Genomic DNA, 13,601 nt, shown 5'->3' with positions numbered 1-13,601 from the left:
TGAAACAATTATCTCGTCATGTGAGACGCCTAATCCACCGGAACGTCGAGGATCGGACGGTCGGCACCCGCCCCCGGCCCGTCGAAATGCCACCACTCGCCGGAATACACCTTCAGCCCGCCGTAGTTCATCGCGGTCCGCAGTTCCGCGCGGTTCGCCTGCGCACCGGCGCTGACGCCCTGGGTCGCGAAAGCGGTTGCCCGCGGGGTGAAGTCATCGAAGTCGGTGCCCATGTCGGCCAGGCAGAGCCCGTCAGCGTGCCGCTCGGGCGGGCACGGCTGCTGCGGGTCGGTGAATGTCACGTCCACCGAACGGCCCGACTCGTGGCTGTGGGCGAACTGGCCGGGCCGCGCGACCCAGGCCGGGTTAGGCACCACGTTGAACATCCTGACCTGAACGTCATGCGGGCGGTAGCAATCCCAGAACACCAGCAAGTGTCCCCGGGGTCGCAGCGCGCCCGCGGCCGCCGCGAGTCCCGGCGCCATCGACTGGTGCACGAGGCAGCGCGCGTCGGAGGGGTACAACTGTGTGCCGGTGAAGTTGTCCGTCGTCGCGTAACGCAGGTCGATCACCGCGTCGGGGACGGCGGTTCGGACGTCGACGAATCCGGCCGCCCGCGCGGCATCGCTCACCGGCGGGACGCTGGTGTCGACGAGCCGCACCGCCATGGCGACCGTCGAAGGCCGCCGGGCTTGACCGGCCGCTGTCAGCGCCGCGATCAGCCCTACCACGACCGCCACCCCCACGACCCGCGCAAGCTTCACCCGGTCATTCTCGCGTCCACGGTGGCTGGGGCGGAGGACATCCGGGCGGGTGTCGCTCGACCGCGGGTTCGTCACCGCCGTGCGCGTCGCCGGCTCAACCGGGGACGGGACATACTCGGGCCTTCGATGATTTCGAGGCCTTCCCGATGAATTCGACCAATTGCGCGATCACCACGCCGTACCGTCGATTACCGAAGATCTCTACCGCTTTCACCCAACAATTCGTCTGATGTCTTATTGATTTTCGCCGTTCCAGAGTTCCCCCAGTGTTACGTTGCGTTTCCATCCTTGCCGTCCGAGGGGGTCCGATGAGCACTGCCGCGGAGCGCGCCAGGCAGTTGGCGCTGGTGTCTAGGTTGAAGACCACGTTTCCCGAGGTTCCGGAGTGGCCGGCCCCCGACGAGGTGACCCACGACCAGTTCGTGGCGTACATGAAGACGCCCCACGATGTGGGCGGCGAACTCAATGTGCCGCAAGAATATTGGAACAAGGAAGAAGAGCAGTGGGAGCTGATGACCTACGTGCTCTGCGAAGTGCTGGGGTGGCGCGGCATCTGGGTGTCCGAAGAGCGCCGCCGGCTGGGCAACGTCGACGTCGGGCGCTCCATCTACCTGGGCCTGCCCTACTACACCCGCTGGCTGTGGTCGGTCGGCCGCCTGCTCATCGAGAAAAAACACATCACCTGGGGTGAGTTGACCGACCGGCTGATGGAGGTTCAGGCGCGCTATGCCGGAGGCCTCGACGGACGGAAACCCGAGGCTGAGCCGAAGTCGAAGGGTGAGGGTTCGGCGGTCAACCGCAACCGGCGCCACCTCGAGGCCGTCGGGATCGGAGATCCGCAGTGTTATGCCGGGCAAGCCGGGACGGCGAAATTCCAGGTCGGCGACCGGGTCAGGGTCCGTGAGCTACCCGCGATGTTCTACACCCGCACCCCGGAATACTGCCGGGGCGCCGAAGGGGTGATCGCCGAGGTCAGCTACGAGAGCCCGGCCGCCGAGGACGAGACGTGGGATCGCGAGGACGCCAAGCCGGAGTGGTTCTACATCGTGCGGTTCAACCAGTCGCAGCTCTGGGACAACTACACCGGCCCAAAGAACGACACCCTGCAGACCGAGATTCCCGAACGCTGGCTCGAATCGGTCGGCTGACACCCAACGCTCGAGCGCCCGTCCGAGAGGAAGACACCCAGCCATGTCCGATCATGACCACGACCACGACCACGCGCGCACCGTGACGCCGATGGTCGACGAGATCACCGACTTCGAGGTGCTCGAGATCGCGCTGCGCGAATTGTGCATCGAGAAGGGCTTGTTCACCGCCGAGGAACACCGGGTTTTCACCGAGTACGCCGAGCACATCGGACCCGCCCCGGGCGCCAGGTTGGTGGCGAAGGCGTGGCTGGACCCGGAGTTCAAGAAGCTCGCACTGACCGATCCGATGGCCGCGAGCAAGGAAGTCGGCGTCGACTGGCAAGAGCCGACCGGATTCGGCACGCCCAGCGATTTCACCGCGTTCAAGATTCTCGAGGACACCCCGACGGTGCACAACGTGATCGTCTGCGCACTGTGCTCCTGCTATCCGCGTCCGATCCTGGGCAACTCACCCGAGTGGTACCGCACCCCCAATTACCGCCGCCGGCTCGTGCGCTGGCCCCGGCAGGTCTTGTCCGAGTTCGGCCTGGAGCTCTCAGCGGACGTCGAGGTGCGGGTGGAGGACTCCAACCAGAAGCGCCGCTTCATGGTCATGCCGATGCGCCCGGACGGCACCGAGGGCTGGACGGAAGCGCAGCTGAGCGAAATCATCACGCGCGACTGCCTGATCGGCGTTGCCCTGCCCAAGCCCGGTGTCACCGCCAACGTGACCCCGCTGGTTCGTCGGGCCATCCGCCCGGTCGACGCATGAGTGGCGACGCCGCGCGGGTGAGCACCGAAGGCTTCCCCGTCCTCGACGAGATCGTCCGGCGCCGCCAAACCTGGCCGCTCGTGGCCGCGAAACACGGGGTGAACAACCCCGTGCCGCCGTGGAAAACCAGCCTCGACGGGATGTGTGACGTGCTGGACCGAAGCTGCGGCACCGACGAGAAGCTGCACTTCACCTTCAAAGAGCGGCGCGACGAAGAAGACGAACTGACGGCCACCCGTTACGCCGAGCTGCCCTACCCGGAGAACCAGCTTGTCGCGCTGGCGCATTCGCTGTTGGCGCGCGGGGTCATCGACGAACAAGACCTCAGGCAGCGGTTGGCCGCCATCCGCTCCCGACTCGAAGCCGACTGACGGGCGCCTTCGCACCCGAAGTGCGCCTTTTCGGTTGCAAAGCTTCATGTTCGGCGAGCCTTCGCTTACTGGCAGCCTCCCGCACACCGCTGTTAGCGTCGGCATATGACCGACGAAGAGCCCGGCGACCCGGCATCCGGTGCGCCCAGGCGTGGCCAAAGCACAAGAACCGGAGGGGACCGGCCGGCGATGACGAGAATGGTCATTGGTATTGCGATTGCGCTCAATTTCCTCATCGTGGGCAGCGCCACGGCCGGTGCCGATCCGAGCGCGTTCAGCGGCTTGGGCTGCAAGTGCCCCGGGTCAGCCCTCGTGGGCAGCACGACTTCGAAGCAGGAGATCGGCCGGGGGATCGGCGACGGCCTTACCCGCATGGTCGCCGGAGCCCCTCACAGCGCACAACCGCTGCCCTGACCCGCGCCCGTCCGAAGGGGCGCCGGCCAATCGTGCAGACGTCGCAGGCCTAGGGGTTGATGGTGTTGTCGCCGACTTGGCGGCCCCAGACGTACTCGATCGCGTACGGCGAGCCGGTGTCGAGGTGGTTGTACGGCGCGAGGCTGTTGCCGGTGTCCATCACCAACTCCGGCGCCGGCCACAGGTCATGGGTGATCTTCTGCCAGCAGCCCGGGGCGCCGCCGGGCCCGCCGCGGGCGTTCACCCGGGGCAGGTTCTCCGGATAGATGTAGGGGTTGGGCGCCCCGCCCACCAGGCCCGCGGCACCACCGAGGCCCATCGTCAGCAACGCGACCGTCGCCAGCGACAGCGGGTTGGCCACCAACCCCAGACCCGACAGCGCCTCGGTATCCATGTTCAGCGAGTAGCCGTTGAATCCGCCTTCGGATGCGCCGGTGATCGGCGCGATGTCGTGATAATTCTTCAGGGTGCAGTAGATGGCCGGGCTGTAGGTGTCCAACAGCTGGGCCGAGGGCACCAGGTCGGTGGCCCCGCGCGCCAGATACGGCCCGCCCCGGTTGAAGATGTCGGCACCGGTATTACCGAACCCGGCCGCCGCCAACAACGCCTGATCCAAATCCTTCTGATTGGCATTGATCGAACGCGCCGTGACCACCGCATTATTCAAAAAATCGAACAGATCCGGCGAGGCCTTCGCATAGGTGTCCCCCAACGCCGCCAACGCCGCAATATCCCGACGCGCCTGCGGCATCTGCGGATTGACATCATCGAGGACCGCGTTGGCGTTGACCACCGACTGCCCCAACTTCTCACCCAACCCCGCCAACGACTGCGCCGCCGCGCTCAACGTCAAATTCAGCTTGACCGGATCCACCTTCTGCGCAATCGAGGTCACCGTCTCAAACAACGTATTGATCTCGGTGGTCACCGACCGCGCATCAATCACCGTCTGCGGCGAAATCCGCTGCGGCGACGGATTCTTCGGCGTCGTCAACGACACATACTTCCCACCGAACACCGTCGTGGCCTTGATATCGGCGGTCACATTCGCCGGAATCAACGACAAATACCGCGGATAGACATCCAACGTGAACTTCGCCCCCGGCATACCATCACGCACGACCTCCGAAATCGAGGCCACCCGGCCGATCTCCACCCCGTTATAAGTCACCTTCGACCCCGGATCCATCACCAACCCGGCCCGCGACGCCACCATCGTCAACTTCGTCTTCGGCGTGAAATCACCCCGAAACTGCCCATACACCAGGAACGCGATCAACGCGCACACGACCACCACCGCCGCCGCGGCCCACCTGTAGGGGGGCGTGCGTGAGGGGTTGATGCGTCCGGGACCAGTCATGGGCTTATTAAACCGCCGATGCTCGGCTTCCGCCGAATTACCGCTCTGGTGGCCAGGGGCGGGACCGAACCGCCGACCTTCCGCTTTTCAGGCTTACAGAACGGCCGCCGGCCCGTGCTTTGACGATCCTCGACGAAGCCAGCCTGGCCCGCGCGCAACCGCTGGTCGGCTCGACGGGCTACGTCGCCACCGTCCCCAAAGCAGCTGCGGCCACTGCGCTCGGCGACCATCGCGATCAACGGGGACCACCGAGACCTTCCCACCCGAGATCCCCGACAAAGCGAAGCCGCTTTTTCAAGGCTGCGATCCTGAGGAGTCGGATGGTCATGTTCAAGGACCCGAACATGGGAAACAGACCGATATAGGGCCGCAGGGAATGGGGTCCATGCACTTCAAGGCCCCCGAACAGGAAGATGCATCCGAGGGAGAAGATGGCGGCGGGGATGGAAAACGCCATCAAGGATCCGCGATCAAAGACGGCCTGTGCCGCGAATTCTAACTCGTCCTCGGACATCGGTTCGCCTTTCCGCAGCTTGCGAAAAACCTTCCCGGAGCTTCCGACTTCTTCACTTGTCGATGTCGGCTCGCGCTCCAGCAGACGGTTCACAAACACGAAAGCGGCAGCGGCAAACGCTAATTCGGCAACGCCCGCCAGGATAGCCAGATAACCAAAAAGGCCCAACTCTGCTCACTCCTCTGTGCGGTGAGGCACTGTGCGGTGGAAGCACCGGCGGGTGAATGACCGGCCGTGGCGCTGTTCTCGCTCCGAGAGATTCGGTTCTTCCGCCGTGCTCACAGTTGCATCACCTCGACGGTGGCCGAGAACTCGCGACGGGGTCCCCGTCCTCCCACAGCAGCAATTGACGGACCGCGGGACGCGGCCCGTACGGGCGAAGCATCGTGCTCGCGGGGCGGGGCCGCACGCGCTGCGGCCACCAGAACCATCGCCCGAGAAGCGTGGCAACCGACGGCGTCATGAAAGACCGCACGATCAGGGTGTCGAAGAGGAGCCCCAAGCCGATGGTGGTCCCGATCTGACCCAGCACCAACAAAGTCGCGAACACGAAAGACGACATCGTGAAGGCGAACACGAGGCCGGCAGCGGTAACTACCGCGCCGGTGCCGGCCATGGCGCGGACAACTCCGGTCTTCAAACCGGCATGAATCTCCTCCCGGAAACGGGAGATGAGCAACAGGTTGTAGTCGGACCCCACGGCCAACAGAATGATGACGGACAGCGCAAGGCAGATCCAGTACAGCTTGATCCCCAGAATGTCCTGCCAGACCAGCACGGAAAGCCCGAACGAGGCACCCAGCGACAGCGCCACCGTCCCGACGATGACGACCGCCGCAACCAGGCTTCGAGTGATGACCACCATGATGATCAAAATCAGGCTGAGGGCGGCTATTCCGGCGATCAGGAGGTCATATTTCGCGCCGTCGGCGATGTCCTTGTAGGTTGCCGCGGTGCCGGCAAGGTAGATGTTGGAGTCGCCCAACGGGGTGTTCTTCACGGCCTGTTTGGCCGCGTCCTCGATGGGGTCGATGTGCGAGATGCCTTCCGGGGTCGCGGGGTCACCTTCGTGGGTGATGATCATGCGTGCGGCTTTGCCGTCGGGCGAAAGGAATTGCTTGAGGCCCCGCTTGAACTCGGGATTGTCGAAAGCCTCGGGCGGTAGGTAGAACGAATCGTCGTTCTTGGCGGCGTCGTATGCCTGCCCCAGGGCGGTCGCGTTGTCCGTGCTGGCTCGCGCCTGGGCGTTGATGCCGAAGTTCGTGGCGTAGTTGGACAGGATCAGTCCGAGGTTTTTTTCCTGGTCGGCGATCTGCGGCGGCAGCAGCGTCACCAGTTTCTGCTGGCCTGCGTCGAGCTTGTCCAGACTGGCGGTGAGCTTCTCGAACTGTGCGCTGAGCTGATCAATGCCGTCGATCGCGTCGAAGATTGATCTGAACGCAAAGCACGCGGGAATGTCGTAGCAATGCCGTTCCCAGTAGAAATAGCTGCGAATCGGCCTCAGGAAGTCGTCGAAATTAGCGATCTTGTCGCGCAGGTCGTTGATGATGGCGATCGTTTCGTGGAAGCTCTGGGTCTCGTCATGCGTCGAGGCGGCCAGCTGCCGCTGCAGGCCATATTGCTTGTTCAAAATGCTGATCGTGTCCCGCAGCTGGTCGGCCTGTTTGAGCAAATCCTGCGCGCGATCCCGTTGATACGGCAGATTCTCGATGTTGCCGATGCTGCCCGCGCTGATCTGAAAAGCCAGGGATGTGTGCTCGATCGGCGTGCCCAACGGCCTGGTCATGGACTGCACCTGGGCAATGCCGCGAAGATGGGCGATGGCTTTGGCGACTCTTTCCAAATTAATCATGTCCGCCGGATTGCGCATATCGTGGTCGGTCTCGATCATTAGCAATTCGGGATTGAGGCGGGCCTGCGAAAAATGGCGCTCGGCCGCCGCGTAACCGACGTTGGCCGGCGCGCTGGCCGGCAGGTACGGGCGAGCGTCGTAATTCGTCTTATAGCCGGGCAACGCGAGCAAGCCGATGAGCGCCACCCCGGTGGCAACTACCAAGATCGGGCCGGGCCAGCGCACGATGGCAGTGCCGATGCGCCGCCAACCTCGAGTCGCCATCCTGCGCTTGGGATCGAAGAGCCCGAAAAGACTGCCCACGGTGATGACCGCCGGCGCCAATGTCAAAGCGGCCACCAGCGCGACCACGATGCCTATTGCGGCCGGGATACCGAGGCTTTGGAAATAGTTGAGCCGGGTGAAGCGCAGGCAGAATACCGCGCCGGCGATGGTGAGGCCGGACCCCAGGACGACATGGGCGGTGCCGCTGTACATCGTGTGGAAGGCCCTTTCCCGGTCCTCGCCGTTGTGCCGCGCCTCTTGGTACCGGCCCAGAAAGAAGATCGCGTAGTCCGTGCCGGCCGCGATCACCAGTAGGGTGAGCAGATTTGTCGCATAGGTGGACAATCCGATCAGCCCGATGTTTCCCAAGAAGGCCACAATTCCCCTCGCCGCGGCCATTTCGATCAGGACCGTGACAAGCACGACGATCGCCGTGACGGAGCGGTACACCCACAACAGCATCACCAGGATCACCAACACTGTGATCACGGTGACCTTGAAGGCGCCCTTGCTGCCAACCTCGAACTGATCGGCGACGAGTGGCGCCGCGCCCGTCACGTAGGCCTTCACCCCCGGCGGTGGCGGCGTGTGGGCCACCGTCTCGCGGATGGTTTCGACCGACTCGTTCGCCAACGCGTCGCCCTGATTGCCGGCCAGGTACAGCTGCACGTAGGCCGCCTTGCCGTCCTTGCTCTGCGAGCCCGCCGCGGTCAGCGGATCGCCCCAGAAGTCCTGGACATGCTCCACGTGCTTCGTGTCTCGCTGGAGCTTGCGGACCAGGGAGTCGTAGAACCGGTGGGCGTCATCGCCGAGCGGCTTGTCCCCCTCGATGACGATCATGGCCGAGCTGTCGGAATCGAACTCGTGGAACACCTTGCCGATGTGTTTCATCGCCTGAAAGGACGGCGCGTCGGGCGTATTGAGGGAGACGTTGTGCGCCCTCGCCACATCCTCCAGGTTCGGCACGGCGATATTGGATATCGCCGCCAGACCCGCCCACAGCAGCAAAATCGGCACCGAGAATCGGCGAATAAAGCCTGCCACGGCGTTCTCCTGGGCGTGATTATTGGTCATCCCGACTTCACCAGGCAGAAGGTGTAGGCGTTCACCTCGTTGACGATCCTTTCGTCTTTGACCACACCGTCGACCAGGATGCGGCAGCCCAGGGAATCGCTGTTGCCCTGCGCCACCAGGTTGCTGAAGGCTCCGGGCTGCGTCGTGACCATGGTCAACGACCACGGCAGGGACGCGTTCACGACTTGCTGCGGCTGCACGTTGATGTCTACGTAATTGATGGTCGCCACCGCTCCCGGGTCACCGAAGACCTCGAGAGTGATGTGCTTGGGATTGAACGGTTCCGTCTGATCCGATATGCCGCCGCCGGCCGCGGTGCTGTGGTGGGAACCGAAAATCCCATGAAGTCGATAAATGCAAAATCCCGCCACCGCCGCCACCACCGCGACGACGAGCAGAATCCACCACCGTCTCACCCCGTTGCTTAGCGAAATCGTCTTCAACCGTTGGCCTTTCCAAGAAAGGAACACCATGGCCGGCAAGTTTCGACACGTCGAGTCAGTCTCAAGAATCTTGAGAGTACGACACAGTACCGCACAAGACAATAGACGCGACCGTATATAACCGACACGAATGTGCCGTTGGGCCGGCGGTGATTCGATGGCCGAATTGGGTCGCCCGGGGACGCCCGGAAAATCATGACCCCGTCACGGACCCCGGCCGGCAGGTGGGCCCCTGATCGCGGGTTGCCAACCACCGGACGGCGGCCGCTCCCCGCTCGCGTGCGCATGGCCCCGACTCTACAAGTTGATTAAACGTTTATTCAATAATATGGTGTGTCCGGTGGGTGTGCGACGTGAACAGGCCGAGCGCCGAAGGAATGAGCTGATCGGAGCCGCGCTCGCGGTTTTTGCCGACAAGGGCGTCGACGGAGCATCCATCAAGGACATCGCCCGAGCCGCAGGAGTCACGCCGGGGCTGCTCTACCACTACTTCGCGAGCAAAGGGGACCTGGTGGCGGCCGTCCTCGCCGAGCGGGGTTTCATGCCGCAGTTGCACGCCATTCTCGGTGAGCATGCAGACCAGCCGGCCACCGTTGTATTGCCACGACTGATGCGAGCTTTCGACGAAACGCTCGCCGCCAACGCTGACCTGATGTCGCTGTTTTTCGCGGTGAGTCACGCCGACGGAGCGCTGAGAAATTTCGTCGCCACAGGACAGCACCTGTTGCAGTCCTACCTGAGCTCGCGCGCGCAGGCCGGGGAACTTCAGCCTGAACTCATTGACGCTGCCGCGCTCACGTTATTCGCGGCGGTGGCCATCGGTCACAAGACGGGTCACCGAGTCGACGTCGACGAGCTCGTCGAACTCGTCTTAAACGGGTTGTCGACGTAAAAACTTACGGAGGTCGCCATGCCGCATTTGTTCAGCGATCACCATGGTGCGCTCGCGCCGCTGCTGTTCCCGGGACCGCGTCGAGGAGGCGGAGGGCACCATCGGTGCGTCCGAGGCGGTCAGCATCTGCGGCTCCATCACCAGATCCGACGAGCCCGCCACCCAAGCCGCACCGCGCATCCATGACGAATTCGCCCGTCAGAACGTCCATCTGGCTCTGATCGTGCCGTTCTGCCCCAATGCCGACGAGCCGATCTGTAGAACGAAAAGAGGTACGGTTGTGCCACGTTCGAATGCTGCCGTGGCGGCTTGTGTAGCGGTCTCGCTGGCCATCGGGTTGATCGTGCGGCGGTTGCACATCGCCGCCGGGATGCGTCGCGGTGATCCGGCCGTAATCGACGCCAAGCGCAAGCGCAACAAGCGCTTTGCCAACAAAATGGTTACACGTGTAGGGCGAGCCGGTCGCCCGCACAGCGTCTTCGGGATCGTGGAGTGCACGGGTCGACGCACCGGCCGCCCATACAGCACACCGATACGGGTGGTGGAGCAGCCCGACAGCTTCATCGTCCCGCTCACGTACGGCCCGAAAACCAGCTGGTATGTCAACCTGCGCCACAATCCCGGCGTGTTGCGCTGGCAGGGCCGCCCGGTCCCGGTGGGCAACCCGACCCCCGTCCCCACCACCGCCGTTTCCCACCTGCTCCCGCCGCCATCGCGGTTCCTGCTTTGGCTCGACGGCACCGACCAGTGCGTCCGCCTCCACAAACTCAGCGAGACAGCCGAGGTCGCCCCGCGGCACGACGACACAGAGTGAACGCCGCACACTTCACGGGCGGGGGCGTACAGATGCGCCGACCAACGATGCACTACACATCCGCTTCGACGCGAGATGGTGGCCAGGGGCGGGATCGAACCGCCGACCTTCCGCTTTTCAGGCGGACGGGATGGCCACTGAACTGCGGTTTATCTGATTCTGTGCGTCGTATGCGCCGCATTGCGCTGCGCTGACGTAATCAGTGTGTCCGACGAACGGACGTAAACCGGACACGGTGCTTGCACTCCTGACCAGGAGCTTCGGCGCTGCCGCTTGCGCTATGAGCGGCGTCGGGGCTCCGGGGAGCAGGCACCCCGATGCCCAGAATCGCATCATCAGCGACCGTCTCGACACTGTCGTTGGACGTAGCGACATCCGCCACTGAGCACCTGTCATCGCGGCGTGGTGTCGCTGGCGCCTCGATTGACGGGAGGTCGCGAGCGACCGAGGCCGCCAGGCCGCAGGGCGGGAGAGCGATAGCGGTCGGCCGGACGTCGACCGAGGTGCCGAACCTCAACCCGGCCGCGGCCGGCGGGCTTGTTATAGGTGCCAAAAGTGTCCGCGACACCGTCGGGGGCGGCATTGATGCGGAACTGTCGGCCGCGGACGCCCTGGGGCTGCGGTTCCCAAGTCCCGAGCTCGTGGCCGCGGCAGCGGCACTCTTTGAGCGGGCGCAGTCATTGGCCGATGGTCACGACCTGCTCGACGAGGAACCGGAGTCCGGCCGATTCCGGATTACGGTTGGCCCCGGCGTGGTCCGCCTCGGCTGGACAAATCCGGTTCGCGCGGAAGAAGCATCTGAGCGGGCAGTCAACCGCCACCGGCTCGATGTAGCGGACGAGGTGGACCGCCTTAAGGGCGGCCGTGACGTACCTGACCCGCGTGGCCGTGCGATCATCGAATGGTCCCGCAAGTCGCGTGCCGCTATGTGCGCACCTTCGCCGAGCTCGATTACACGCCATTGGTGGAGTGCGGCCGTGCGCCAGCGATGGTGACCATGACCTACCCCGGTGACTGCGAAACGGTCGCCCGCGGCGGGGCCAGTGTGAAGCGACACGTGGCGCTCTGGTGCAAACGATTCCAATGCGAATGGGGCGAACCAGCCCGCTACATCTGGAAGCTGGAATTTCAGCGCCGCGGCGCACCACACATTCACCTAAGAACGGCTCCCCCACATGGCGTCAGCCGATCAGGCCGCACGTTCCGGGACTGGCTGTCACAGGAATGCTGGCGGGCGGCTCTGGCCGGAGGGCGGGACAAAGGAACCGCACTCGAGCCCCCGGGCTCGCACCGGGTTCGGCCCGCGATCGGCGCTGTTGGCGGCGATCCGTCAGCCGCCGATCAGCTCGGCTGCGCGTTCGGCGATCGCATAGACAGTGGCGGCAGTGTTGGCCGACGGAATTGAGGGCATGACGGAGGCGTCGGCGACTCGGAGGCCGCTGATGCCACGCACCCGCAATTCGCTGTCGACAACCGACATCTGCGAGTTGCCCATTGCGCACGTTCCCACGGGATGGAGGTACGACTGGTAGGCGGCTTTGGCGAAGTCACGAAGGGCGTTGTCGTCGTTCACAGCGGGACCAGGCAGGGCTTCCGCGGAGCGCCAGGCGTCGTATGCGCTGGCGGCACCGATTTCACGGGCAACCCGTAGTCCGGTGATGAGCGTTCGGAGGTCCCTGTCGTCGCCGAAGTAGTTCGGGTCGACGAGCGGCGCGGCGGTGGCATCCGGCCCGCAAAGTCGGATGCTGCCGCGGCTGAACGGCTGCATCACCCCAGCTGCGATCACGTAGCCGACCACGCTGCCGTCATCGCCCGGTAGGCCGATGCCGGTGGAGTTGATGAAGAGTAGGTGGAGGTCGGGGCCGCGCTCCGCATACTTCGTCTGAATCAATCCGAAGGCATCACAGTGACCGCTGTTGCTTGGCGGCATCGGCCGGGTGGATCGGAACACCACCGGGGCCATCACGTGGTCGTGGAAATTCGCTCCCACGCCGGGCAGGTCGAGTGTGACCCCTACTCCGACGGCGCGAAGGTGTTGCTGCGGGCCGACTCCGGACAACATGAGCAGTTGGGCCGAGCCGATGGTGCCGGCGGTGAGTACGACTTCTGCGGAGCACGCGACGGAAATCGATGTCCCGTCGGCCGTGCTGTATTCCACGCCGGTGCAGCGCCCTCGGTTGATCCGAAGCCGATGCACGAGGACATCGGCGACGACTTCGAGATTTGGCCGGCTCAACCACGGCAATAGGTATGCGTCGGCGGCGCTGAGCCGTTTCCCCTCGACGATGTTCTGCTGGCTCGGGCCGAACCCGATTTCCAGTCCGCTGCTGATGTCGTTCGCGCGACGGTATCCGCACTGGACCGCGGCGTCGAGGCCAGCGGCGATGACTGGATGCAGCGGGTCAATCTCAGCTACTCGCATCGGGCCGTTGACCCCGCGCAGTGACGGATCGCCCCCGACAACGGTCTCGCTGCGTTTGAAATACGGCAGCAGGTCGTCGTACCCCCAGCTCTTCGCGCCGACGTGCTCCCAAGCCGCGTAGCTGGCCCGGTGTCCGCGAAGAAACATCATGGCGTTGATTGCCGAGGATCCGCCCATGCCCCGGCCTCGGACCAGCCGGATTGACGACCCTGTCGCCGACTGCACGGTTGTGGAGTCGCCCCAATCGGCCGAGCTGCCGATCATGGTCGGCCACAACGGCGGGACAGCACTGGCTGGCAACGGGGTCGCGCTGCCTGCCTCGAGCAGCAACACGCGTGCACTTGGTTCCTCTGAGAGTCGGCTGGCGATCACGGATCCGGCTGTACCGGCGCCGACGACGATGAAGTCGTAGGAGTTCGAGGTCTTCGATGCTGATGGCATGGGGGTTCCTTCGCGACGTCTGGTGTTAACACTGATAACAAGATCACGTTATCATCGATCTTTATCACCGCAAC

14 protein-coding genes and 2 tRNA genes are annotated in these 13,601 nt (G+C 64.3%); 8 read left to right on the top strand and 8 right to left on the bottom strand.

Annotated elements, in window-relative coordinates; all coding sequences use genetic code 11:
* Positions 1-29: 29 nt before the first annotated feature.
* The gene (locus G6N48_RS24635; protein WP_372511340.1) at positions 30-764 is read right to left on the bottom strand and encodes a M15 family metallopeptidase; all 735 of its coding nucleotides are present in this window, start codon (positions 762-764) and stop codon (positions 30-32) included.
* Positions 765-1,072: 308 nt separating this feature from the next.
* Between G6N48_RS24635 and G6N48_RS24630 the strand changes: the two genes are divergently transcribed.
* The 4 genes from G6N48_RS24630 (at position 1,073) to G6N48_RS24615 (ending at position 3,451) form a co-directional block, all read left to right on the top strand.
* On the top strand, positions 1,073-1,912 hold the full coding sequence (locus G6N48_RS24630) for an SH3-like domain-containing protein (RefSeq protein ID WP_085270147.1): 840 nt from the start codon (positions 1,073-1,075) through the stop codon (positions 1,910-1,912).
* A 43-nt stretch (positions 1,913-1,955) separates the two neighbouring features.
* Positions 1,956-2,666 (top strand): thiocyanate hydrolase subunit gamma, encoded by a 711-nt coding sequence (gene scnC / locus G6N48_RS24625; protein WP_085270146.1) that lies wholly within the window; start codon positions 1,956-1,958, stop codon positions 2,664-2,666.
* Entirely contained in the window at positions 2,663-3,037 is a 375-nt protein-coding gene (locus tag G6N48_RS24620) for a thiocyanate hydrolase (protein ID WP_085270145.1), read from the top strand. The genes scnC and G6N48_RS24620 overlap by 4 nt, the downstream gene beginning before the upstream one ends.
* 105 nt (positions 3,038-3,142) lie before the next feature.
* Positions 3,143-3,451, top strand: a complete 309-nt coding sequence (locus G6N48_RS24615; RefSeq protein ID WP_139825863.1) for a hypothetical protein — start codon at positions 3,143-3,145, stop codon at positions 3,449-3,451.
* 49 nt (positions 3,452-3,500) lie between these two features.
* Here G6N48_RS24615 and G6N48_RS24610 read toward each other — a convergent pair whose 3' ends face one another.
* From G6N48_RS24610 to G6N48_RS24590, 5 genes are all read right to left on the bottom strand, one after another.
* Positions 3,501-4,811: an MCE family protein gene (locus G6N48_RS24610; protein WP_163670920.1), complete on the bottom strand. Its 1,311-nt coding sequence runs from the start codon at positions 4,809-4,811 to the stop codon at positions 3,501-3,503.
* Positions 4,812-4,857: 46 nt separating this feature from the next.
* A tRNA-Phe gene (locus G6N48_RS24605) sits at positions 4,858-4,960 on the bottom strand.
* Between the two features lie 86 nt (positions 4,961-5,046).
* Positions 5,047-5,493 carry a hypothetical protein gene (locus tag G6N48_RS24600; protein ID WP_085271223.1) on the bottom strand — a complete coding sequence of 149 codons (447 nt, stop codon included), beginning with the start codon at positions 5,491-5,493 and terminating at the stop codon, positions 5,047-5,049.
* 121 nt (positions 5,494-5,614) lie between these two features.
* Complete coding sequence (locus G6N48_RS24595; RefSeq protein WP_085271222.1) at positions 5,615-8,515, bottom strand: MMPL/RND family transporter; 2,901 nt, start codon at positions 8,513-8,515, stop codon at positions 5,615-5,617.
* Positions 8,512-8,988 (bottom strand): MmpS family transport accessory protein, encoded by a 477-nt coding sequence (locus G6N48_RS24590; protein ID WP_179969906.1) that lies wholly within the window; start codon positions 8,986-8,988, stop codon positions 8,512-8,514. The genes G6N48_RS24595 and G6N48_RS24590 overlap by 4 nt, the downstream gene beginning before the upstream one ends.
* A 310-nt stretch (positions 8,989-9,298) precedes the next feature.
* On the opposite strand from G6N48_RS24590, the gene G6N48_RS24585 reads away from it, so the two are divergent.
* Both G6N48_RS24585 and G6N48_RS27980 read left to right on the top strand, forming a co-directional pair.
* Entirely contained in the window at positions 9,299-9,850 is a 552-nt protein-coding gene (locus G6N48_RS24585) for a TetR/AcrR family transcriptional regulator (protein ID WP_197745606.1), read from the top strand.
* 43 nt (positions 9,851-9,893) lie between these two features.
* Complete coding sequence (locus G6N48_RS27980; protein ID WP_085271220.1) at positions 9,894-10,664, top strand: nitroreductase family deazaflavin-dependent oxidoreductase; 771 nt, start codon at positions 9,894-9,896, stop codon at positions 10,662-10,664.
* Between the two features lie 76 nt (positions 10,665-10,740).
* Here G6N48_RS27980 and G6N48_RS24575 read toward each other — a convergent pair.
* Positions 10,741-10,808, bottom strand: a tRNA-Phe gene (locus G6N48_RS24575).
* A gap of 359 nt (positions 10,809-11,167) precedes the next feature.
* Between G6N48_RS24575 and G6N48_RS27910 the strand changes: the two genes are divergently transcribed.
* Positions 11,168-11,659 carry a hypothetical protein gene (locus tag G6N48_RS27910; protein ID WP_179969905.1) on the top strand — a complete coding sequence of 164 codons (492 nt, stop codon included), beginning with the start codon at positions 11,168-11,170 and terminating at the stop codon, positions 11,657-11,659.
* Positions 11,566-12,069 (top strand): rolling circle replication-associated protein, encoded by a 504-nt coding sequence (locus tag G6N48_RS29075; RefSeq protein ID WP_428841983.1) that lies wholly within the window; start codon positions 11,566-11,568, stop codon positions 12,067-12,069. Before G6N48_RS27910 ends, G6N48_RS29075 begins: the two co-directional genes overlap by 94 nt.
* Here the strand turns inward: G6N48_RS29075 and G6N48_RS24565 are convergent.
* Positions 11,995-13,527, bottom strand: a complete 1,533-nt coding sequence (locus tag G6N48_RS24565) for a GMC family oxidoreductase (RefSeq protein ID WP_085271219.1) — start codon at positions 13,525-13,527, stop codon at positions 11,995-11,997. The genes G6N48_RS29075 and G6N48_RS24565 overlap by 75 nt on opposite strands.
* Between the last annotated feature and the right edge of the window lie 74 nt (positions 13,528-13,601).

The sequence above is a fragment of the Mycobacterium parmense genome, assembly GCF_010730575.1.
GTDB lineage: Bacteria > Actinomycetota > Actinomycetes > Mycobacteriales > Mycobacteriaceae > Mycobacterium > Mycobacterium parmense.
The sequence above is the reverse complement of the archived record's forward strand: the minus strand, read 5'-3'. Positions and strand labels throughout refer to the sequence as shown.